The sequence below is a fragment of the Marinomonas aquiplantarum genome, from assembly GCF_003314975.1.
Taxonomy (GTDB): Bacteria; Pseudomonadota; Gammaproteobacteria; order Pseudomonadales; family Marinomonadaceae; genus Marinomonas; species Marinomonas aquiplantarum.
Genome location: NZ_QNRF01000005.1, coordinates 198,725 through 221,117 on the forward strand (window position 1 = coordinate 198,725; position 22,393 = coordinate 221,117).

At 44.2% G+C, this 22,393-nt stretch carries 21 protein-coding genes; 12 read left to right on the plus strand and 9 right to left on the minus strand.

Features of this window, described 5'->3' with window-relative positions; all coding sequences use genetic code 11:
• Positions 1–44: 44 nt before the first annotated feature.
• Together DFP76_RS11105 and DFP76_RS11110 are read right to left on the minus strand one after the other, a co-directional pair.
• Positions 45–2,846: a bifunctional aconitate hydratase 2/2-methylisocitrate dehydratase gene (locus DFP76_RS11105; protein ID WP_113874710.1), complete on the minus strand. Its 2,802-nt coding sequence runs from the start codon at positions 2,844–2,846 to the stop codon at positions 45–47.
• Positions 2,847–3,047: 201 nt separating this feature from the next.
• Positions 3,048–4,778: an SUMF1/EgtB/PvdO family nonheme iron enzyme gene (locus DFP76_RS11110; protein WP_113874711.1), complete on the minus strand. Its 1,731-nt coding sequence runs from the start codon at positions 4,776–4,778 to the stop codon at positions 3,048–3,050.
• An 88-nt stretch (positions 4,779–4,866) separates the two neighbouring features.
• Between DFP76_RS11110 and DFP76_RS11115 the strand changes: the two genes are divergently transcribed.
• Both DFP76_RS11115 and DFP76_RS11120 read left to right on the plus strand, forming a co-directional pair.
• Positions 4,867–5,478 (plus strand): MiaE family protein, encoded by a 612-nt coding sequence (locus DFP76_RS11115; protein ID WP_113874712.1) that lies wholly within the window; start codon positions 4,867–4,869, stop codon positions 5,476–5,478.
• A 93-nt stretch (positions 5,479–5,571) separates the two neighbouring features.
• Positions 5,572–5,883 carry a hypothetical protein gene (locus tag DFP76_RS11120; RefSeq protein ID WP_113874713.1) on the plus strand — a complete coding sequence of 104 codons (312 nt, stop codon included), beginning with the start codon at positions 5,572–5,574 and terminating at the stop codon, positions 5,881–5,883.
• 58 nt (positions 5,884–5,941) lie between these two features.
• Here DFP76_RS11120 and DFP76_RS11125 read toward each other — a convergent pair whose 3' ends face one another.
• The 4 genes from DFP76_RS11125 to queC all read right to left on the minus strand — a co-directional run bounded on the left by DFP76_RS11125 (position 5,942) and on the right by queC (position 8,672).
• Entirely contained in the window at positions 5,942–6,721 is a 780-nt protein-coding gene (locus DFP76_RS11125; protein ID WP_113874714.1) for a UDP-2,3-diacylglucosamine diphosphatase, read from the minus strand.
• Positions 6,721–7,224, minus strand: coding sequence for a peptidylprolyl isomerase (locus tag DFP76_RS11130; protein WP_113874715.1), 504 nt, complete (start codon positions 7,222–7,224; stop codon positions 6,721–6,723). Before DFP76_RS11130 ends, DFP76_RS11125 begins: the two co-directional genes overlap by 1 nt.
• 39 nt (positions 7,225–7,263) lie before the next feature.
• A complete protein-coding gene (gene queE / locus DFP76_RS11135; protein WP_113874716.1) occupies positions 7,264–7,914 on the minus strand; it encodes a 7-carboxy-7-deazaguanine synthase in 651 nt (216 codons plus the stop codon).
• A gap of 95 nt (positions 7,915–8,009) precedes the next feature.
• Positions 8,010–8,672, minus strand: a complete 663-nt coding sequence (gene queC / locus DFP76_RS11140) for a 7-cyano-7-deazaguanine synthase QueC (protein ID WP_113874717.1) — start codon at positions 8,670–8,672, stop codon at positions 8,010–8,012.
• Positions 8,673–8,856: 184 nt separating this feature from the next.
• Between queC and DFP76_RS11145 the strand changes: the two genes are divergently transcribed.
• The 5 genes from DFP76_RS11145 to cysS all read left to right on the plus strand — a co-directional run bounded on the left by DFP76_RS11145 (position 8,857) and on the right by cysS (position 14,052).
• Positions 8,857–9,813 (plus strand): bifunctional helix-turn-helix transcriptional regulator/GNAT family N-acetyltransferase, encoded by a 957-nt coding sequence (locus DFP76_RS11145; protein ID WP_113874718.1) that lies wholly within the window; start codon positions 8,857–8,859, stop codon positions 9,811–9,813.
• On the plus strand, positions 9,810–10,541 hold the full coding sequence (locus DFP76_RS11150) for an AzlC family ABC transporter permease (protein ID WP_113874719.1): 732 nt from the start codon (positions 9,810–9,812) through the stop codon (positions 10,539–10,541). The genes DFP76_RS11145 and DFP76_RS11150 overlap by 4 nt, the downstream gene beginning before the upstream one ends.
• Positions 10,538–10,861, plus strand: coding sequence for an AzlD domain-containing protein (locus tag DFP76_RS11155; protein ID WP_113874720.1), 324 nt, complete (start codon positions 10,538–10,540; stop codon positions 10,859–10,861). Before DFP76_RS11150 ends, DFP76_RS11155 begins: the two co-directional genes overlap by 4 nt.
• A 129-nt stretch (positions 10,862–10,990) precedes the next feature.
• Positions 10,991–12,664 carry a glutamine--tRNA ligase/YqeY domain fusion protein gene (locus tag DFP76_RS11160; RefSeq protein ID WP_113874862.1) on the plus strand — a complete coding sequence of 558 codons (1,674 nt, stop codon included), beginning with the start codon at positions 10,991–10,993 and terminating at the stop codon, positions 12,662–12,664.
• 5 nt (positions 12,665–12,669) lie between these two features.
• The gene (cysS, locus tag DFP76_RS11165) at positions 12,670–14,052 is read left to right on the plus strand and encodes a cysteine--tRNA ligase (RefSeq protein ID WP_113874863.1); all 1,383 of its coding nucleotides are present in this window, start codon (positions 12,670–12,672) and stop codon (positions 14,050–14,052) included.
• 71 nt (positions 14,053–14,123) lie between these two features.
• Here the strand turns inward: cysS and DFP76_RS11170 are convergent, their stop codons facing one another.
• Entirely contained in the window at positions 14,124–14,555 is a 432-nt protein-coding gene (locus tag DFP76_RS11170; protein WP_113874721.1) for a universal stress protein, read from the minus strand.
• 63 nt (positions 14,556–14,618) lie between these two features.
• Between DFP76_RS11170 and DFP76_RS11175 the strand changes: the two genes are divergently transcribed.
• Positions 14,619–15,101 (plus strand): hypothetical protein, encoded by a 483-nt coding sequence (locus DFP76_RS11175; RefSeq protein WP_113874722.1) that lies wholly within the window; start codon positions 14,619–14,621, stop codon positions 15,099–15,101.
• A gap of 44 nt (positions 15,102–15,145) precedes the next feature.
• Here the strand turns inward: DFP76_RS11175 and DFP76_RS11180 are convergent, their stop codons facing one another.
• Positions 15,146–15,910, minus strand: coding sequence for a DNA topoisomerase I (locus tag DFP76_RS11180; protein WP_113874723.1), 765 nt, complete (start codon positions 15,908–15,910; stop codon positions 15,146–15,148).
• Positions 15,911–16,098: 188 nt separating this feature from the next.
• Between DFP76_RS11180 and topA the strand changes: the two genes are divergently transcribed.
• The 3 genes from topA to DFP76_RS11195 are packed head-to-tail and all read left to right on the plus strand — an operon-like array spanning position 16,099 to position 19,458.
• Entirely contained in the window at positions 16,099–18,729 is a 2,631-nt protein-coding gene (topA, locus tag DFP76_RS11185) for a type I DNA topoisomerase (protein WP_113874724.1), read from the plus strand.
• Positions 18,726–19,193 (plus strand): DUF6586 family protein, encoded by a 468-nt coding sequence (locus tag DFP76_RS11190; protein WP_113874725.1) that lies wholly within the window; start codon positions 18,726–18,728, stop codon positions 19,191–19,193. The genes topA and DFP76_RS11190 overlap by 4 nt, the downstream gene beginning before the upstream one ends.
• 1 nt (position 19,194) lies before the next feature.
• Complete coding sequence (locus DFP76_RS11195) at positions 19,195–19,458, plus strand: hypothetical protein (RefSeq protein WP_113874726.1); 264 nt, start codon at positions 19,195–19,197, stop codon at positions 19,456–19,458.
• A 68-nt stretch (positions 19,459–19,526) separates the two neighbouring features.
• Here DFP76_RS11195 and lexA read toward each other — a convergent pair whose 3' ends face one another.
• Positions 19,527–20,150, minus strand: a complete 624-nt coding sequence (gene lexA, locus DFP76_RS11200) for a transcriptional repressor LexA (RefSeq protein WP_113874727.1) — start codon at positions 20,148–20,150, stop codon at positions 19,527–19,529.
• A 70-nt stretch (positions 20,151–20,220) separates the two neighbouring features.
• On the opposite strand from lexA, the gene dinG reads away from it, so the two are divergent.
• Positions 20,221–22,344: an ATP-dependent DNA helicase DinG gene (gene dinG, locus DFP76_RS11205; RefSeq protein WP_113874728.1), complete on the plus strand. Its 2,124-nt coding sequence runs from the start codon at positions 20,221–20,223 to the stop codon at positions 22,342–22,344.
• Positions 22,345–22,393 lie beyond the last annotated feature (49 nt).

The window sequence follows — 22,393 nt, forward strand, 5'->3', positions numbered from 1 at the left end:
CGGCTTTTTAATTTGTTCATATTGAACAAATGCTTAAGATTGACTTAGTTGCTGCTAACAGCAATGAGTTCTGCAGGAGCAGTCGTCATATCTTCTAGTGGTGGCGCAAAATCAGTTAGGTTGATTCCGTCTACGGCAGATAGGTACTCATCCATTGATGGGAAGCGGCCCAATACAGCAGAAAGAACAACAAGAGGCGTAGAACCTAATAGTGACTCACCTTTCTTCTCTGAAGAGTCAGCAACAACACGGCCTTGGAATAGGCGAGTAGATGTCGCAATAACCGTATCACCTGGTTCCGCTTTCTCTTGGTTACCCATACATAGGTTACATCCAGGGCGTTCTAGGTACAGAATGTTTTCATACTTAGTACGCGCTACTGATTTCGGGTTGGTGTCGTCAAACTCAAAGCCAGCGTATTTCGCTAGTACTTCCCAATCGCCTTCCGCTTTTAACTCGTCAACGATGTTGTAAGTTGGTGCGGCAACAACAAGTGGTGCTTTAAAAGACACGCTGCCTTGTTTAGATTCAATGTTACGAAGCATTTGCGCAATGATCTGAATATCGCCTTTGTGGACCATACAAGAACCAACGAACGCTAGGTCAACAGGTTTGTTGTGGTAGAAAGACACTGGACGGATAACATCATGAGTATAACGCTTAGACACATCATCGTTGTTTACGTCTGGGTCAGCGATCATAGGTTCAGAGATTTCATCTAGATCCACTACCACTTCAGCAAAGTATTTGGCATTGTTGTCAGGCGCTAGGGCTGGTTGTTCGCCAGACTTGATGCCTGCAATGCGCTTGTCAGCCAACGCGATCAAACCATGAAGAGTTTTTGCTTCGTTTTCCATGCCTTTGTTAATCATGATTTGAATACGGCTCTTCGCCAATTCAAGTGATTGAACAAGTGTGTCATCAGTGGAAATACAGATTGACGCTTTCGCTTTCATTTCTGCAGTCCAGTCTGTGAAAGTGAAGGCTTGGTCGGCTAGTAGCGTACCAATGTGTACTTCGATAATGCGACCTTGGAACACGTTCTCGCCGCCAAATTGCTTAAGCATTTGCGCCTGAGTGGCGTGTACCACATCACGGAAGTCCATATGGCTCTTCATGTGGCCTTTAAAAGTTACTTTGACAGAATCAGGGATTGGCATTGCTGCTTCACCTGTTGCTAGAGCAAGGGCTACCGTACCTGAGTCAGCACCGAATGCGACACCTTTAGACATACGGGTATGAGAGTCACCACCAATGATGATGGCACGGTCATCGACAGTGATGTCATTCAATACTTTATGGATTACGTCGGTCATTGGTGGGTAAACACCTTTTGGATCACGTGCAGTGATCAAACCGAAGTTACTCATGAAGCTCATTAGCTTAGGAATGTTAGCTTGTGCCTTGCTGTCCCAAACCGATGCAGTGTGACAGCCAGATTGGTAAGCGCCGTCAACGATAGGGGAGATAACAGACGCCGCCATAGATTCCAGCTCTTGGGCTGTCATTGGGCCAGTCGTATCCTGAGAACCAACAATATTGACTTTAACGCGAACGTCAGAGCCTGCATGTAGTGGCGTTTCTGAGTTAACGCCAACTGCATTATTGTTGAAGATTTTTTCAACAGCGGTTAAGCCTTGGCCTTCAACGGAAATTTCTTTAGATGGTGCATAAACCTGTGGTGCTTCAATGCCTAGGGTTTCAGCTGCAAATGTTTGTAGCTTCTTACCGAAGACAACAGCGTAAGAGCCGCCAGCACGCATAAATTCAACTTTCTGTGGTGAGAACGAGTCAGAAATGTCCACTAGCTCTTTGTCGCCGTTGTACAATTTCTTCTTCTTAGTATCGATCGTAAGAACGGTACCAGTTGCAACAGAGTAAGCTTCTTCTAGAATTGGGTCGCCATTTGCATCAACAACGGTTTTGCCATTCTCATCAACTTTCTTAACCCAGTTCTTAAGATCGATACCGATACCGCCAGTTACACCAACGGTTGTTAAGAAAATTGGGGAAATGCCATTCGTACCCGCAACCACTGGTGCAAAGTTAACAAATGGTACATAAGGACTCGCTTGCTCACCGGCCCATAGGGCAACGTTGTTAACACCAGACATACGTGAAGAACCAACACCCATGGTGCCTTTTTCGGCAATCAACATGACTTTGGCGTTCGGATGCTTCTCTTTTAACGCAACAATTTCTTGTTGAGCTTCTGGAGAGATCATGCACTTACCATGTAGTTCACGGTCAGCACGAGAGTGAGCTTGGTTGCCTGGAGACAATAAGTCAGTTGAGATATCACCTTCACCTGCAATGTAGGTAACAACTTCGATTTTCTCACTGATTTCAGGAAGCTTGGTGAAGAACTCAGCTTTCGCATAGCTTTCAAGGATTTCTTTGGCAACGGCGTTGCCAGCTTTGTAAGCGGCTTCTAAGCGCTCCATATCAGCTTCGTACAAGAAAACTTGTGTCTTCAATACGTCAGCCGCCGCAGCCGCTATTTCAGCGTCATCCGCAAGAGCAAGGTCGATCAATGCTTCAACAGATGGTCCGCCTTTCATGTGAGAAAGGAACTCAAACGCGCGTTCTGTAGAGATTTCGGCAACAGACTCTTCACCTAGGATGATTTCTTTTAAGAATTTGGCTTTCACAACAGCGGCGCTGGTGGTGCCTGGTAGGGTGTTGTAGATGAAGAAGTTTAGAGAATCTTCTCGGTGTTCGTTTTCAGTATCTTTGATTTGAGCGATGATTTCGGACAATAATTCACCGCCGTCAATTGGTTTCGGGTGTAACCCTTCACCCTTACGGTCTTCAATTTCTTGCAAGTATGCTTGATACAGGCTCATATAACACCTCTGGACTTTAATTCGCGAAAATATTACGTATTTTATAAATGGCCCGCTGCCAGACCATGAAGTAAAAACAACTCTATACGTTTGACCCTACTTATATTATAGGAAAAACCTTGGCAAGAGTGCGGCTGGACCATAACAATTTCGAATAGGTGACATTTAGTGGAATTATTCTGATTTAGCAAACACGGGTTTTTAGAGGGTGCGAATCACCCTCACTACACGAAATCCCCAATTACTGGCTTTTAGATCTGGTTGCGCGCGATAGCGTGTTGCACTTCTGCCAACTCTTGGAATATCGAACCATGAGCCACCACGTAAGACTCGATTATCACATTGATTATCCAACCAGACTTGATTGCTCGTTGGCGCGCCATCATAAGAGTCGTGGTAACAGTCTTCGATCCATTCAGCCACATTGCCGTGCATGTCGAACAAGCCCAGAGGATTGCTTGCTTGGCTGCCTACTGGGCCTGTCGAAACAGCATCCCATTGACTGCCACAGCTATCACACACACTGTAGCCTGGTTTGACTTCATTGCCGTACCAGAATGCGGTATTAGAATCGGCTCGTGCTGAGTATTCCCATTCGATTTCCGTCGGTAGTCGATACTCTTGACCTGTTTGCTCTGATAGCCATGCAGCATAGGCTTTAGCATCGTACCAACTGACATTAATCACAGGTCTTGTGCCACGACCCCAACCATTATCGGGAGGAAGAGGGCGGTCAGTGGCCTGAGCAAATTTGTCATATTGAGCGAAGGTTACTTCGTATTTACTAATGTAAAAGCCATTAGGAATATCCACTTCGTGAACTGGTTTTTCATTGTCATCTCCAAGGTGGTTTTGATCGCCCATTAAAAAAGTAGCAGGGGGGATTTTTTCGACTTTAGGAGCGGTGCCGCCTGTTTTGAGGGGCTCCTCAAGTACCTTTGGAAGTTTTTCAAAAGGAGTTTCTTGTTTTGCTATCTTAACCGGTGCTGGTTGAATTGGTGTAGTGTCTTCGCTTGGTTCTGGCCAAAAAATCATCGCCAAGAACACGCTGGCAACGGTTGCGCTACTTATCGCAAGCCATTTTTTATTGACCTTTTTTGCCTGACGTCGGATGAAGGTTTTGAATGCCGACTCCCCTTGAGTGTCCGGTTTGTAGAGATTTGCGCGAATCAGACGTATGACTTCAGTGAGGTTTTTCGGTCTGGCTTGTTCGTTTTCACGAGCCCATTTGAGTAGCTTTTGCCAAGTGTTGTCACTTAACAGTGGGTGTGACTCTGGCAGCTCGGATGAGATGTTTTTATCCAGTATGGATTCGCCCAACAATGCTGCCATTAAAAGGCGCATAAAAGCGTATCGATCGGCAGCGGGAGATTTCTTTTGGTCTTGTTTGCGGTATTCCGGTGGAATAAAGCGAGCATCCATGTCTTTGTCGTCGATTTGTTGCATCCAGTTGTGTGCGCCAAATCCTGTCATAATGCCAATACCATTGACGACTTGCACAGATGATAGGTCAAGATGGCCGTGAAACAAGTTATTGTTGTGAGCTTGATCCAATGCTTTGGCGATACCATCTAATAAGCCGATCACTACATTCAGTGGTGCTCCTTCAGGGTACTTGCCTAAAAAACTGTAAAGGTTTTCACCGCCACAGACCGCTGAACAAGAGAATACCCATAGGTTTGAATAGAAAGGAGGGTAGTTCGGCGTGATCGCAGGGTGTTTTATACTGGTGTATTTGCGAGCGTTTTGTAAGAAGTCTTCTACCTTGCCTTTGTCTGACTGATAAAAACGTAGTACAAATGGGCGCCCGCCCTGATCTGCCATCCAAGTGGTTTTCTGGCTATCCATAGGGTAGTTCAAAATGTAAGGGTCTAGCTCGACGCCAACATGTTGGCCGATTTTTAATTTTGTAGGTTGATAAAATTCATTCATTACGAAATTGATTTCCAAATCAAGACGTTGCTGCCTAAATGGCGAATACCTAGTATAATCTCGTTTTTTAACACAAAAAGGTAGACTAATGTTATCCGCGTACCCTGAGCTTGTTGCGTTTCTTCCATGCCAATCCCCTGAAGCTTGGGTGAACTGGGCCTTAGAAAACCAAAGCTTACTTTTAAATGATCATGCTCATTGTGAGAAAAAAGCGGCTTCAACGGCCATGAGCTTAATGTATCGCTATGTGGATCGCGATAATCTTTTGCATAAAATGTCTCGATTAGCTCGTGAAGAGCTATTGCATTTTGAACAAGTTCATAAGCTCATGCGAAAGCGTGACGTGGCTTATGAGCATTTAACCGCATCACGTTATGCCGATGGTCTACGTAAGCATATTCGGACTCACGAACCCGCTCGTTTGGTTGACACTTTGATCATAGGCGCCTTCGTGGAAGCCCGTTCTTGTGAGCGTTTCGCAGCACTCGCCCCGCACCTAGATGAGGAATTGTCTAAGTTCTATATTTCCTTGCTGAAATCTGAAGCGCGTCATTTTGAAGACTATCTTGCCTTGGCAGAAGAATATGCGAATGAATCCATTGATGAGCGAGTCGCGTTTTTCCGTGAGTTGGAGCATCAATTGATTACCGAACCTGATCTTGAGTTTCGTGTGCACAGTGGACCGCCAAGTGGCGCGTAAATTACAAATTAGCACAAAGCCATTTCGGTTTTTAACATTGGTAAGGAAGTGAACTGCTAAACTCATAGTGTAATCTCGTTAGGAGAACAGCTTATGAGCTCGCAAAAAAGTGAAACCTTACCCGACGTGACCTATTGGTTGGCGCTGGAAATCGCAAAAGTCGATCCGGTAGTTGATTTGGATGTGATGTACCGCGGCTCAATGGAGTTGGATTATTTATATCAAGTGTTAACCAGTAAAGCGCAGCATTATTGGTGGCAAGAGCATGGTGTTAAGTTGTCACCAGTGATGGTAAATAACGCCTTCTTCAGAGCGATTGCCATGTTGCATCATCGTAATCTTGAGTTTGACCGCTCACGTAAAACACAAGAGACGGCTTGGGTGAAAGAACTGCTAGGTCGGTGAGTTAAAAACGTCTGATGAAAAACCAGTAAGCATAAGCACTTACTGGTTTTTTTGTGCGCTAATGAAATAACGCTTGTTGATGGACTGTTTGCAGAGCCTCTAACCCTTGTTTTAAAAAGGCTTCAACACTTGCATTAGATTGAGTAAATTGACCTTGCTTGAGCTCAGCGAACCAGACTTTGCTGTCCCAGTCGCCAAGTACGCAGCGCACATATTGACCATTAAGGTGAATGTCTGGTCGGTGCGTGTGGCCATGGATAATGGCGGTACATTTATGCTGCTGCAATGATTCCACAACGGCTTGTTCCGTTACATCCATGATGCTCATGGTTTTTTCTGTCGCCATGGCTTGGCTATCGTTGCGTAACTGTGCGGCTAAAGCAATGCGCTGCTCGACCGGTAAGCTTAGGATTTGCTCCTGCCAAGCCGTTGAGCGAACAGTGCGACGGAAGGCTTGATACTCGGTGTCGGCTAGACAGTATTCGTCCCCATGAGCTAAGAGTAGCTTACCCTCTTCGAGAATGAGTTCGCTCTGCTCATCAAGCAGTGTCGCGCCAATACGTGCCAACCAAGCTTGCCCAATTAAAAAATCGCGATTGCCGTGTAGAAAGTATATTTGCCAACCCGCTTGAGATAATTCGGCTAAGGCAAGTTCGATGGGGTGATTCCATTCAGGCTGGTAATCATCACCAATCCACGCCTCATAAAAATCCCCCAGGAGGTACAGCTCAGAAGGCGTTTTCTGTGTCTTAAGTTCATCCATCATTTGAACAAACGCCCGGATAAGATCCGGGCGTTTGTCACTTAGATGCAAATCTGAAATAAAGAATCGAGTCATTAGCCTTCGCTTTTTACCAACTCAGCAGATTCAATGATCACATCTTCAGCTGGCACATCTTGGTGGCCTGCTTTAACGGTTGTGCTCACTTCTTTGATTTTGTTTACCACGTCCATGCCTGCTGTTACTTTACCGAAAACAGCGTAACCCCAGCCATCTGGTGTTTTGCTGCGGTGGTTTAAAAAGCTATTATCAGCCACGTTAATGAAGAACTGAGCGGAAGCTGAATGAGGGTCCATTGTACGAGCCATAGCCAATGTACCAACTTCGTTGGTTAGGCCATTGTCAGCTTCGTTTTCAATTGGTGCACGTGTTTCTTTCTGAGTCATGCCTGGCTCAAAACCGCCGCCTTGTACCATGAAGCCATTAATAACTCGGTGGAAGATGACGCCGTCATAAAAACCAGAAGTCACGTATTCTTCAAAGTTTTTTGCTGTCTTAGGCGCTTTTTCGTAATCAAGTTCAATCTGAATGTCGCCGTGGTTGGTGTGTAAAATAATCATGTTTTATTCCTTATTTTATATCAGTCTAAATTTGGACAGCTAATCGATGTTGAGCATTTTATGTGTTTGTAGGCTTAGACGCCACCTTGGATATGCTAAACAATAATTTAAAGTGGCCGCTTGCGTGTCTTGCAATGGAATTTGTCCCTCAGCTAAGTGGCTTTGATCCATGGGTTGAAGGTAAAAATGATCAAAGGCTAGGGTTTCAAATAGGCTTGGTTGCAAATGGTGCTGTGGATAGACAAGCTTCAACTCGTTTCCTTTGGTAACCACTAGAGGTTTATTGGTTTTAGGACTGACGCAAATCCAATCAATTCCTTTCGGCAATGGTAGGGTTCCATTGGTCTCAATGGCGATCGTATAGCCTGCCCGTTTCATGGTATTGATTAAGATCTCGTCTAATTGCAGCGCGGGTTCGCCGCCAGTGAACACTACGTATTTATGTCCTTGCTGGGCAGGCCATAATGAGTCGAGATGTTTGAGTAATAAATCGGCAGAGCGGAACTTGCCACCATTTTGGCCATCTGTGCCGATGAAATCTGTATCACAGAATTGGCAGTCGGATTGAGCTCGTGTTTTTTCGAGGCCTGACCATAGGTTGCAGCCCGTAAAACGGCAGAATAATGCTGGGCGTCCAGCATGTGCACCTTCTCCTTGTAGGGAATAAAAGGCTTCTTTTATAGAGTACATGTGTTTACCTTGTGCGCCTCGAAAAACAGTCGAGGTAGGGTTATCACCTAATGACTTGGGCATTTGTGGAACAAAAGCCAAGTGTTAGAGCAAGTTTAGTTTAATTCGTATTCTAGTGGATCAGTTTTACCTTGTTCGGCAAAGGCTTCTAAGCGCTCATGGCAAGCTCCGCATTTACCGCACGACTTTTCGCGACCATTATAGCAAGTCCAGGTGTTACCGTAATTTAATCCCATGTCTAAACCCGCTTTTAAAATGTCACCTTTCGATGAATGTAAGAAAGGAGTGACAATATCGACTGCCTGATAATTGGCTATTTGTGCTACAGCGTTCATCGCGTCGACAAATTCTGGTCGGCAATCTGGGTAAATGTGGTGATCGCCTGAATGCGCACCGTAATAAACCTTACCAGCTTCTAACGATACCGCATAAGCGATGGCCATAGACAGCAACACCATGTTGCGATTTGGTACGACAGTAGACTTCATGCTGTCGCTTTCATAATGGCCTTCAGGAATGTCTTCGCCACTAGTAAGTGATGAATTTGCCATCAAGCTGTTGATTGCGGTGATATCAACGATTTTGTGTGGAATGTTTAAGTTTTGGCAAACCTGAGCAGCGACTTCAAGCTCTTTATTATGCTTTTGGCCATAGTTAAAGGATATTGCGTAGACTTCTAGTCCTTCTTGTATGGCGGTGTTTAGCACAGTGAATGAGTCCATTCCGCCTGAATATACCACGACGGCTTTTTCTGACATTTTGCTTCTCCAGTGTGAGTAAATTGGTGGCGGAGTATAGCAGAGGTTAAGGATATCAAACGAGAACTTACGAGGCTTTAAATTAATCTTTCCCATGAAATATGCGTAACCGGTTACGTAAAATAAAAAAAGCTTGTTATGATTCCGTTTCGAGGCGGCTGTTTTTGGTTGTGAGGAAGTGGGTATGGAGCAGTTTGGTGTACTGACATTGGGTAGTCGATTAAAGCGTTTAAGTGATTATCTATTTGCGCAAGTTCAAGAAATTTATGGGTATTGTGAGATTCCCATTTCATCGACCTATTTTCCAATATTGCGTTTGTTGCAGGTAGAAGGGGGCTTGTCTGTCACAGAGATGGCAGATCGTCTTCATTTGAGTCACCCCGCGGTAAGTAAGCAGATCAGTAAAATGCTGAGTGAGTCTTTATTGGAAAAAATTCAGGATCCACATGATCAGCGCCGGACCATGTTGACCTTGTCGCCAATGGGGAAGCAAGCAATGGAGAAGGTTGAGCCAATCTTGCTAGAGATGCAGCAAGTATTAGAACGTATGCTGTCCTTTTCAAGTGATGACTTTATGACGGCTTTGGTAAATTTGGAGCAGCAAGTCTTAACGGATAGTGTGGCGAGTAAGGTGTTAGATCGATTGTCCGCTATTAAATTGGTGGAATTGCAATCGGAAGCACACAAAAGAGCTTTCTATGATTTGAATATGCACTGGCTTCAGCGTCATTTTCCTGAGCAAATAAATCAGCATGATCTTGCTTTATTGCAGTCACCTATGAAGTGGGTGACTAAATACAATGGGCGAATATGGTTGGCTGTGAGTCAGCGAGAGGGGCAAGAGTCTGTACTAGGTTGTCTTGCTTTCAGGCCTCATCCTGGCGGTGTTGGTGAGATTTTAAAGCTTGCTGTTGCTGATCATTGCCAGGGAATGGGTATTGCTCAGCGTTTGTTAGATCACTGTTTGCAAGTCGCTCATGAGCAAGGCATGAAAGTCTTGTGCCTGGAAACGGCAAGCTGCTTGTTGGCCGCTAAGTCTTTATATGAAAAAAATGGCTTTGTGGCAAAGCCTGTTCCTTTCACCTCTTTATATGAAAGAGCGGATTTATATATGGAAAAAGTACTGGGAGAAAATAGTTGAATACATTTGCATCCGTCAAAACAGGTATTGTCGCGTCCATTCCTATGATTATTGGCGGTATTCCTTTTGGAATTTTATTTGGTTCCTTGGCATCAAGTTATGGTTTAAGTCCTTGGTTCGCCATTGCCATGTCTGCCATTGTGTTTGCTGGCTCTGCGCAGTTTGTCGCGTTGGGATTGATTGCACTTAATGCCCCGATATGGGTAATTGTGTCTACTACTTTTATTGTCAATCTGCGCCATCTTTTGTATGCCGCAGATATGGTCAAATATGTCAAACATCTGCCATTTTCAACACGACTCATTATGGGCTTTGGACTCATTGATGAAACTTACGCGGCTGTAAGGCCACTTTATACGGTAGGTACTTTAAATGATAAAACAGGTCATAAGGCCTATCTCGGGTCGTTTTTAGCGTTTTATATTATGTGGAATATCACTACGGTGCTGGGAGTACTGTCTGGTGAATTGATTCCTGGTATGAGTGAGTGGGGCTTGGAGTTTGCAATGGTGGCAACTTTTATTGGGATTATTACACCTTATTTAAAAACTCAGCCATTTTGGTTATGTCTTATGAGTGCTGCCGTGTCTTCCATTGTGTTGGCAGGCCTTCCAAATAACCTAGGTCTATTGAGCTCGGCCGTCATTGGTGTGTTAGTTGGTTTCTTTGCTGAGCAGCAGAAGAGGCGCCATGAAAGTGTGACTCAATTTGAGGGAGTGGATTCATGAGTGTTCTACAGTCTTTGGTGATTATTTTGGGCATGTTTGTTGTGACTTTTGGTATTCGCTTTGTGCTATTAGCACGCGCGCACAAGGTGACTATGCCGAGTTATGTTGAGCAAGCCTTAAAATATGTGCCGGTGGCGGTATTAACGGCCATTATCACTCCTATGGTGTTAATGCCTAGTGGAGAGATGTCGCTGTCACTTGATAATCCTTGGTTGCTTGGTGCATTGGCGGCATTTGCCGTAGGCATTTATCGGCAGCAACAACTGCTTACCATCGTCGTTGGTGTGTTGGTATTTTTTGTCGCTCGATATGCTTTGTGAGCACAGAAATCAGAGTGGCAGAAAAAGAAATTTGCTGAGTCATCTCCCATACAAACTTAAATGCTATATACTTGCACGTTGAAAAAATTTTCTCAGTTAGACGAATATTTATCGGGACTTACATCAAACATGTCAGAAACGTCAAAACCAGGTAATTTTATTACCCAAATCATTGATAAAGATAATGAAACAGGCAAGCACGGCGGCAAAGTGCTGACTCGTTTTCCACCTGAACCAAATGGCTACCTTCATATAGGTCATGCCAAGTCCATTTGCTTGAATTTTGGTTTGGCCCAGCGTTACCAAGGTCAGTGTAACTTGCGTTTTGACGATACGAACCCTGAAAAGGAAAGTGTTGAATATATTGAGTCTATTAAACGTGATGTTGAATGGCTTGGTTACGAATGGCAGGGCGAACCTAAATTTGCTTCTGATTATTTTGGTCAGCTTTATGACTTTGCTGTACAGCTAATCAAAGCGGGCAAGGCATATGTATGTGAGCTAAATGCCGAACAAATGCGTGAGTATCGCGGTACTTTGAAAGAGCCAGGTAAAAATAGTCCATACCGTGACCGTTCTGTTGAAGAGAATTTGGCGATTTTTGAAGACATGAAAAACGGCAAATACGCCGATGGAGAAGTGGTACTGCGCGCTAAGATTGATATGGCAAGCCCAAATATCAATTTACGTGACCCTATTATTTATCGCGTTCGCCATGTTCATCACCATCAAACCGGTGATCAATGGTGTGTTTATCCAATGTATGATTTCACTCATTGTTTGTCTGATGCGATTGAAGGCGTTACTCACTCTGTTTGTACTTTGGAGTTTCAGGATCACCGCCCTCTATATGATTGGGTATTGGAGACACTGGGTACGGTCCATCCGCAGCAAATAGAATTTGCACGCTTGAATCTGAATTACACTGTGACTAGTAAGCGTAAGTTAAAACAGCTGGTGGATGAGCAGCATGTTTCAGGTTGGGACGACCCACGCATGCCAACTATTTCTGGTCTACGTCGCCGTGGGTACACTTCATTATCTATCCGAAACTTCTGTGAACGAATTGGTGTGACCAAGTCGGACAGTGTGGTGGACGTTGGTATGTTGGAGCACGCGATTCGCGAAGATCTGGATGCAAATGCCAATCGAGCTATGGCCGTTCTAAATCCAATCAAGGTGGTATTAACTAACTACCCTGAAGACAAAGAAGAGATCTTCACGGTAAGCAATCACCCCAAAAATGAAGATGCCGGTCAACGTCAAGTGCCATTCAGTCGTGAGCTGTACATTGATGCTGCTGACTTTGCTGAAGTACCACCTCGTAAATGGAAACGCTTAACATTAGAAGGCGCGGTTCGTCTTCGTGGTGGTTACGTGATTATTTGCGATGAAGCGATCAAGAATGAAGCCGGCGAGGTGGTTGAGCTACGTTGTCGTTATGATGAAAACACTCTTGGCGTGAATCCAGAAGGTTATAAGCCGAAAGGGGTAATTCATTGGGTAAGTGCTAAGCATGCTGTTGACGCCAGTGTGAACCTATACGATCGCTTATTTGATAACGAAGCACCAGATGCGAATTACGAAGATAAGACGTTCTTAGACTTTATTAACCCAGAGTCTCTCACTGTATTAACGGGTGCGAAAGTTGAACCTTCTTTGTTAGAAGCAGAGAAAGGCCAAGGCTTCCAGTTTGAACGCGAAGGTTATTTCTGCCGTGATTTAAAAGAAGACGGTTTAGTGTTTAATCGCACCGTGACCTTGCGTGACTCGTGGGCGAAAATTGAAGCAAAAGGAAAATAATGGCGATGTTGAAGATTTACAACACCCTAAGTGGGAAGAAAGAAATTTTCAAACCAATTGAAGAAGGTAAAGTTGGCATGTACGTGTGTGGTAACACAGTATATGACTTCTGCCATATTGGTCATGCTCGTGCCATGATTTCTTTTGATGTGATTTCGCGTTTTATTCGTCACTTAGGTTATGAGTTAAATTATGTCCGTAATATCACGGATGTAGATGACAAGATCATTAAGCGTGCTGAAGAGAACAATGAAAGTACGCAAGCTCTAACGGAGCGTATGATTGCCGCACAGCGTGAAGACGAATTGCGTTTAGGTAATAAAATGCCTGATCGTGAACCGAAAGCGACTGAATTTATGCAGGAAATCATTGATATGGTGCAAATCCTGCTTGATAAGGGATTTGCGTATCAAGGTTCATCTGGTGATGTGTATTATCGCGCCAATGCATTTAAAGATTACGGTAAGCTCAATAACCGTAAGCTAGAAGACATGCTGGCGGGGGCACGTATTGATGTAGAGACAGCAAAAGAGCATCCTGCAGATTTTGTTTTGTGGAAGCAGGCAAAAGTTGGTGAGGTGGCTTGGCCGTCTCCTTGGGGGTTGGGTCGTCCTGGTTGGCATATTGAGTGTTCGGCCATGTCAACTAACTGCTTAGGCAGTCATTTTGACATTCATGGTGGTGGCCCTGATCTTAAGTTTCCCCATCATGAAAACGAAATCGCGCAATCTGAAGCGGCGACTGGCAAAGATTATGTGAACTATTGGATGCATTGTGGTGCTGTTCGCGTTAACAATGAAAAAATGTCTAAATCATTGGGAAATTTTTTCACGGTGCGTGATGTATTGGAAAAATACAATGCGGAAGTAATTCGCTACTTGATGGTGTCTAGCCAATATCGCAGTCCGATTGATTACTCAGATCAAAGCTTGAACGAGGCAAAAGTCGGCTTGGAGCGCTTGTACACGGCTTTGCGTCAACAGTCTATTGCTGAGTCATATCAAGCAACAGAGTATACTCAGCGATTTGAAGAAGCCATGAGTGATGACTTCAATACGCCTGTTGCTGTGTCTGTGTTGTTTGAGTTGGTTCGAGAGTTAAATAAGGCGAAAACAGAGGCGCCAGCTAAAGCAGAAGCCTTGGCGGCGGAGCTGAAGACTCTGGCGGAATTGCTGGGACTTCTTCATCAAGCGCCTGAGTACTTTTTGCAAAACAGTACTCTAAGCGAAGGGTTGGATGAAAAAGCCATTCAAGCATTAATCGATGAGCGAACTCAAGCTCGTAAAGACAAAAATTTTGCTCGCAGTGATGAGATTCGAGATGAATTAGCGGCTCAAGGTATTGAGCTGTTAGACAGTCGTGAAGGCACTACTTGGACAAGAAGCTAATCCATTAAAGGTGATAAAAAGTTGAGAAAGGCGATGTGTGCATCGCCTTTCTTTTGCGTATCGCTAAAGGTTTAGTCTTTGACGACTTTTACTGCAAGCACATCACAGGGTGCGCCATGAAGGACGCCGTTTGCTGTGGAGCCAAGTAGAAGGGCTAAGCCGTGACGGCAATGGCTGCCAACCACGATCAAGTCAACTTGCTTCTCTTCAGCAATGCGGTGAATTTCGCTTTCGATGCCGCCTTGCGTGATGCAGCATTCATCAACGGGTACGTCAATTTGATCTTCGAGGATAGCAATGCGTTCTTTTGCTGTGTCTTGAAGTTGCGCTTGAATGTCGGTGATATCAATAGGGACATCGCCGCCATAAGCATAGTTAAGTGACTCAATAACATGCAATATGGTTAACTTGGCGCCTGTTGCCTTGCATAAACCAACAGCTTTATTGGCCACCTTGATACTTTCATCCGTTAGATCAACAGCGAGTAGAATTCTGTTATACATCTAGAATACCTCCAGAGTTGGCTTGATATATTCATTGTAGTTTAAAATCAAAGAGACACTAAAATGACTGCTCTTATTGTTATTTGTATCGTTCTATCTTTAATGGGCTCCGCTTTGTGGATTATGCCACCAAGAAAAGAGCGTCAACGTATGGCTCTGCGTATGCATGCGCGTCAGCTAAACCTCACTGTCCAGCTTACATCAATTGACCTTCCTGACAAGTGGGATAAGTCAATGACACGCAAAAAAGTGGTTAGTTATTCTTTATATCGAGCCAAGCCCTTGTCCTCATTCAGTAAACCTGTGTGGATTTTGCCTTATGAAGTGTGGAAATTCGATTCAATTTCTGCCGGTTTTTGGGTTAGTCAGTCAATGACTTTAACTGAGCGTGATAAGGGTATTTTGTCAGAATTTGAGGGTCGAATAGAGGGCATTAAAATACACGCTGGCAGTGTTGACTTTTATTGGCAGGAGCAGGGAGATGAAGCCAGTGTCGAGTCGATTGCTGAGCTATTGAAAAGCTTAAGCTCATGGCAGCCAGCATAAGCGAGTTGGGGGCTTTGTTGGTTATTAATGAGCTGTTTGCTGTGTTATTTAGGTTTCAATGGGGCGTCTGGGGATTCTACGCTTTGCATTAATTTAGCCAGCACTTCCTCTGGGTTTTCACTGTCTTTCATGGCTTCAATTTGTGGCGATAGGATTTCCTTCATACGATCTGTAACAAAGTTTTTTAAGGTGTTTTTTTCTGGCCGTTCAATCGAGTCAGATTTGAGGTGTGACAAGATAACGCCGTATAGGGTTTGTGCGACACGGTTATCACCGCTATCAAAGTTTTTATTGGCTTGAACAATTTGACGATTGAGCTGAATCCACAAGTTCAACCAACGTAAATAGTCGTAGCAGGCTTGATAGTGGGCATTACTAATGCGACCTTTACGGCGTAAATAAAGTAACATTTTGGCTAATTTGGTCAGCCTTTCTTTATAGTTGCTTTTTTCTTGAAAACTGAACAATTCAGGTTCTGGGCTAAATTCAACCGGTTCTGTATTGCGGCCTTCTTCGGCGGTCGCGATGCGAATTTCAATTTTTTCTGGATCGTCGGAATATTGCAGAAGCTCTCGAAGTGTGTCTAGATAGAAGTCGTATAGAACATCTGAAGCGATGGTGTCAGTGTTGATGTCCTTTAAACCGCGGATATGTTGTTCTACTCGATCGGCGCGATTAGACAGTTGAAGTTGCTTAACTCGACGTTCAGTGATTTCTTTTTCTTTTTGATGGGCGCGTGATCCAATGATGACTGATAACAGTACTATGATAATTAAAAACGCGATGGTTAAAATTTGCAGCGTAGCCATGATTGTCCTTTAGCAATGAATTCAGTATGTTAAATAAGAAATACCAAGTTCAGCAAGAATTATTATTGAAACAATACAGGGATCGCTTGTCATATAAAAGGTGTTTGCTTAATATCAGCGCCCCGAGAGATTAAACTTCGTGCAATTAGTATTTGCAGATCGACTTTATAAAAGGCTTACACAGTTCAATGGGAAAATCACTGGTAATCGTGGAATCGCCAGCCAAGGCGAAAACTATTAATAAATACTTAGGCAATGACTTTGTCGTTAAGTCGAGTGTTGGTCATATTCGAGACCTTCCGTCGGGTAAAACCGCGACTTCGACGCCTCAGGAGCGAGCTAAGCAAGCGGCTTTGACACGCAAGATGAGTCCTGAAGAAAAGCTTGAGTATAAAAGCCGTAAGTCTCGTAAGCAGTTAATTGCGCGTATGGGGGTGGATCCTGAAAATAATTGGCATGCTAATTATGAGGTTCTGCCTGGTAAAGAGAAAGTTGTTGATGAGCTCAAACGGCTGGCCAAAAATGCTGACACTATCTATCTCGCGACCGACTTGGATAGAGAAGGGGAAGCGATAGCGTGGCATTTACGTGAAGCCATTGGTGGTGATGACAGCCGTTATAAACGTGTAGTGTTTAACGAAATTACCAAGAAAGCCATTCAATCAGCATTTGAAACCCCGTCTGAGCTGGATTTAAATCGAGTTAATGCTCAGCAAGCACGTCGTTTTCTAGATCGCGTAGTGGGCTTTATGGTGTCGCCTTTGCTATGGGCGAAAGTGGCGCGAGGTTTGTCTGCTGGTCGAGTTCAATCGGTAGCGGTACGTTTGATTGTTGAGCGTGAAAAAGAGATTCGTGCATTTGTTCCTGAAGAGTTTTGGGAATTGGACGCTATGTTGTCAACTTCCGCTAGTGACATCATTAAATTTGAGGCTGCGAAATATCAGGGTAAAGAATATCGTCCTGTTAACCAGCAAGAATCAGATGAGCATGTGGCTCGATTGCAAGCAGCTAAGTACCTTGTCCGGAGTCGTGAGGACAAACCGACTAAGAGTAAGCCTTCAGCACCTTTTATTACGTCAACTTTGCAGCAAGCAGCCAGTACTCGCTTAGGCTATGGCGTTAAGAAAACCATGATGTTGGCTCAGCGCTTGTATGAAGCGGGTTATATTACCTATATGCGTACTGACTCGACTAACTTGAGTGCGGAAGCGGTAGAGTCATTGCGTCAATACATTCTAAATTCATTTGGTGAGGCCTATTTACCAGCCGATCCCATTCGCTATTCCAGCAAAGAAGGTGCGCAAGAGGCCCACGAAGCGATTCGTCCTTCTGATGTGAATGTCCGCGTGGATGATTTGCTCGGCATGGAAAAAGATGCGCATCGTCTTTATGACTTGATTCGCAGTCAATTTATGGCCTGTCAAATGACGCCGGCTGAGTACACTTCTACGACCATTACGGTGGCCGCTGATGAGTATGAGTTCAAAGCCAAAGGTCGTATCTTACGTTTTGATGGTTACACCAGAGCCATGCAAACCGTTGTCAAGAAAGGTGAAGATAACATCTTGCCTGATGTCGCTCAGGGTGAATTTTTAGAGCTTAAAGAGCTGTTGCCTGAACAACATTTCACTAAGCCTGTGGCTCGATTCAGCGAAGCCAGTTTAGTGAAAGAATTGGAAAAGCGTGGTATTGGTCGACCTTCTACCTACGCGTCTATTATCTCGACCATTCAAGATCGTGGTTATGTTCGAGTTGAAAATCGTCGTTTCTATGCGGAAAAAATGGGAGACATTGTCACCGATCGTTTGGTTGGTAGCTTCTCATCTCTGATGGATTTTAGTTTTACAGCCCAAATGGAAGAGCGATTGGATGAAATTGCTGAAGGCGATAAAGATTGGATTCAGACTTTGAATGCTTTCTATCGTGATTTCAGTAATGTGCTGGCAAAAGCAGAGTCACCTGATGACGGTATGATGCCAAATGAGCCGACTCCAACGGATGTAGAGTGTCCAACTTGTGGCCGCCCCATGCAGATACGTACTGCCAGTACGGGTGTTTTCATGTCTTGTTCTGGCTATGCTTTGCCGCCAAAAGAACGCTGTAAGGCCACTATTAACCTTATTCGTGGTGATGAAGCGGTTGCCGTTGATGATGAAGAAGGTGAGTCTAAAGCCCTGATTAACAAACATCGTTGTAAAATCTGTGGTTCTGCCATGGACAGTTACTTGATGGATGAACATCGTAAGCTACATGTATGTGGTAACAATCCTTCCTGCTCTGGTTATGAAGTAGAGGCCGGGAGTTTCAAGATTAAAGGTTATGATGGGCCTGTTATCGAATGTGATAAATGTTCATCTGAGATGCAGCTTAAAACAGGGCGATTTGGTAAGTATTTTGGCTGTACCAATGAAGACTGTAAGAACACTCGTAAGCTGTTGAAGAGTGGTGAAGTGGCGCCGCCTAAAATGGATCCAGTGCCAATGCCTGATTTGGCGTGTCAGAAAGTGGAAGATCATTATGTTCTGCGAGATGGTGCGACCGGCTTGTTCTTGGCGGCTAGTCAATTCCCTCGTAAGCGAGAAACCCGTGCACCTTATGTAAAAGAGTTGTTGCCTTACATGGATCAAATTGATCCTAAGTATCATTTTTTTGCGGATGCACCCGTTGCGGACTCTGAAGGGCGTCCTACCTTGATTCGTTATAGTCGTAAGACGAAAGAGCAATACATTATGACGGAGAACGAAGGGAAGCCAACGGGTTGGAAAGCGTTTTACGATGGCGGTAAATGGGTCATCGAAGAAGGTAAAAAGAAAAAATGATCAGCGTCAGTTACGCCAGCGCAACCAATCAAAGGCTTGATGCCGCTAAGCGCTTGCTGGCTCTTGCCCAATCTAGCGAAGAGACTTGGTTGGTTAGTAGCTTTGAAGGTTCAGCTTTGTTTCAGTTGCGAAGCGCCTTCAATGGTTTGTTGCAAGAAGTAGCGCAATCCTATGCTTTGTCTGATTGTTTGGATGTGGTTGCCTTGGCAAATGAAGCAGAAGCCAAACAATCTATTGTCCCTGTGCTGTCAGAGCTTAAGGATTTAATGGCTCAGCCTAGGTCTTGGTGTTGTCAGCTTTTGAGTGCTTATCAGCAACAGCTAGAGTGTCATTTGGTTCAATCATCTTTTGATCGAGCGGATCTTATCGGTTCTGGTGGCGATGATGGGGCTTCAATGCAGTTGTATTTGACCAGGCTAACTGACTTGGTGTTACGTTTTAGAGAAGAGTCATCTGAGTATTAATATGAAAGAGTCATACCTTGAAATTGTTGAGCTGGAAAACGGCGATATTGTATTGCGTCCAGCCAGTGACAGTGGCGAGGAAGCAGAGCCGTTAGCGACCCTGAAAATTTCAGACACGACACGTTCTTATCTACAGGATCGTTATTTTGAATTGGCAAAATGCATGTTCCATGCAGGCATTGATTTTGTGTATTCGGATGAGTCTATGGCTGACGAAGGGTTGGATTACATGGACGATGATTTTCGTCCAAAAATTCTTCATTAAAGAATTTTAAAAAAGTTAAAAAGTAAAAAAAAAGGTGGCTTAGGCCACCTTTTTTGGATTTGTATTGTTTACAGGCCTTGTCGAATGACGCCAACTGACAAACCTTCAATGGCAAACTCTTCACTTTCAAGATCAACAACAATGTCTTGATAGTCTTCATTCTCAGGGATTAGACGAACAATACGCCCTTTTTGTTCGAAGCGTTTAACGGTGACTTCGTCGCCAATGCGTGCAACGACAATTTGGCCATTACGAACGGTATTGGTTTTATGAACGGCCAGTAGATCGCCTTCCATAATGCCAATGTTCTTCATACTGGTGCCTGAGACTGACAGGAAATAGTCTGCTTTAGGGGAAAACATATTGCCAGGTACGGTGACATGGGTATCTATGTTCTCTTGGGCTAATATAGGGTATCCTGCGGCCACTTTACCAATAACAGGCAAACCTAAGTCGTCTTCTGGGGCATTGTTTTCGGAAGACTCAACCAATCGAATGCCGCGAGAGGCGCCAGAAAGCATTTCAATCGCACCTTTTTTGCATAGGGCTTTTAAATGTTCTTCTGCTGCATTTGGGGATTTAAAGCCAAGTCGTTTCGCGATTTCCGCACGAGTGGGTGGGAATCCGGTTTCATTAATAAACTCGCGAATGGTATCGAGCACATCAGATTGTCTTTTGGTTAATTTAATCATGGCACTATCTGGTTGTTTATACAGTAACTGTTATTATATACAGCATTCTTAACGATTCTCAATAAAATAAATGCTTTCAGACGAATTAAAAAATAAAATCCAATCAGCCTATCGCGATATGCTGGATGCTAAATCCCATAAGCCTAGGGTTGGTCAGCGCCAAATGATAGGCGCGATCGCGCGCACTTTGGGCAATATTAAACAAGATTCCGAGGGGGAGCGGCTCGATGAAAAGCATGTGGCAGTCATTGAGGCGGGCACAGGTACGGGTAAAACCTTATCTTACTGTCTTGCCGTCATTCCTATTGCGAAGGCAAGAGGGTTAAAACTCGTTATCTCGACGGCGACCGTAGCGTTGCAAGAACAGATTCTTCATAAAGACTTACCCGATATCTTGTCTAACACTGAGGTAAATTTCAAATACACCTTAGCGAAAGGTCGTGGCCGTTATCTTTGTCTTAATAATTTAGAGGCGTTTCTAGGGGCAGAAGAGCAGGCCATGGACGATATGTTTGCTGGTCTGTTTGAGCAACATTTGCAATCCGATGATGTCAATACTGTGCTATATCAGGAAATGGATGAAGCACTGAGTAAAGGTAAATGGGACGGCGATAAAGATAATTGGGAAGGCATTGTACGAGAGCAAGACTGGCGTCGTTTAACCACGGATCATCAACAATGTACAAACCGTAATTGTGCCAATTACTCGGCGTGTCCATTTTTCAAAGCCCGTGCTGAGATAGATGTGGCGGATGTCATTGTTGCGAACCATGACCTTGTACTGGCAGATTTATCCCTAGGTGGCGGCGCTATCCTGACTGCGCCGAAAGAAACCATTTATGTGTTTGATGAAGGCCATCATCTGCCAGATAAAGCGATTGGGCACTTTCGTCATGAGGTCCGCTTGCAGCAAAGTATTAGCTGGCTTCGACAGTTAGAAAAGAATTTGGTGAATTTGAAGCAGGAATTGACTGATGAAGTGAGTTTGACGGGGCAGTTGCTGATCAAAATACCGCAACAAATCCAGACCATTGTGAATTTCATACAATATGCTCAGCAAGGCTTATCACCCTATATTAATGGCTTAGGGTTAGATCAGGACAATAATCAACATCGCTTTGAATTTGGTGTTGTGCCGGATGAGCTGAAACAGTTGGCATACAGCTTGTCGACTAGTTATCAAAAGTTATTTAACAGTATTGAAAGCATTCAGGATGAATGCAAAAAGGCCAAGCAAAATGAGGGTATGGGTGTCACGCCGGAAATGGCCGAAACTTGGCAGCCTATTTTAGGAGCGATACTAGGGCGAATTGAGCAAAGTGTCGGTTTGTGGCAATTGTATTCCACAACGGATGACCAGCAGTATCCGCCAAATGCCCGTTGGCTGATTTTATCTGGTCAAGGTATGGAGCAAGATATTGAATTAGGTGCCTCACCAATATTGGCAGCCAATACCTTACGTCAGCAATTGTGGGATAAGTGTTTTGGTGCCGTAGTGACATCCGCAACACTGACTGCGTTGAATCAGTTTCATCGTTTTAATATGCGCTCAGGAGTGCCGAGAGAAAGTGAATATTTACGTGTATTAAGTCCTTTTGATTTTCAGAATAATGGGGTGTTGGTGATACCTGAAATGAAGTCTGAGCCGAATCAGGTTGAACAGCATACGGCTGAAATTGTTGACTATCTTAATGAGAACGTCGCTCAAGACAAAGCCAGTTTGGTGTTGTTCTCCTCTCGGCGTCAAATGGAGGAGGTTGCGCAATCGCTAAAAGAATCGTTAAAAGACATTTTGCTTATACAGGGTGAGCAATCTAAACGAATTATTTTGGAATCTCATAAAGCTCGAATTGATGAAGGTAAAGGCAGTTTGTTGTTTGGTTTGGCCAGTTTCGCAGAAGGGGTGGATTTGCCTGGTGATTATCTGACGTCGGTGTTTATTGCCAAAATTCCGTTTGCTGTGCCGGATGACCCCGTGGATGCAACGCTAGCAGAATGGATTCAAAAGCGTGGCGGTAATCCCTTTATGGAAATCACCATTCCAGATGCTTCTTTGCGCTTAGTACAAGCTACTGGCCGTTTGTTGAGAAGTGAAAAAGACTCAGGGACCATTCACATATTGGATAAACGTCTCAAAACGAAGCGTTATGGAAATCAATTAGTGCAAAGTTTACCGCCTTATCGATTGGGGTAATGGTGAAAGTGATCGTCAATGAGTCTTTTACGTTTGACCCTGTTTGAAA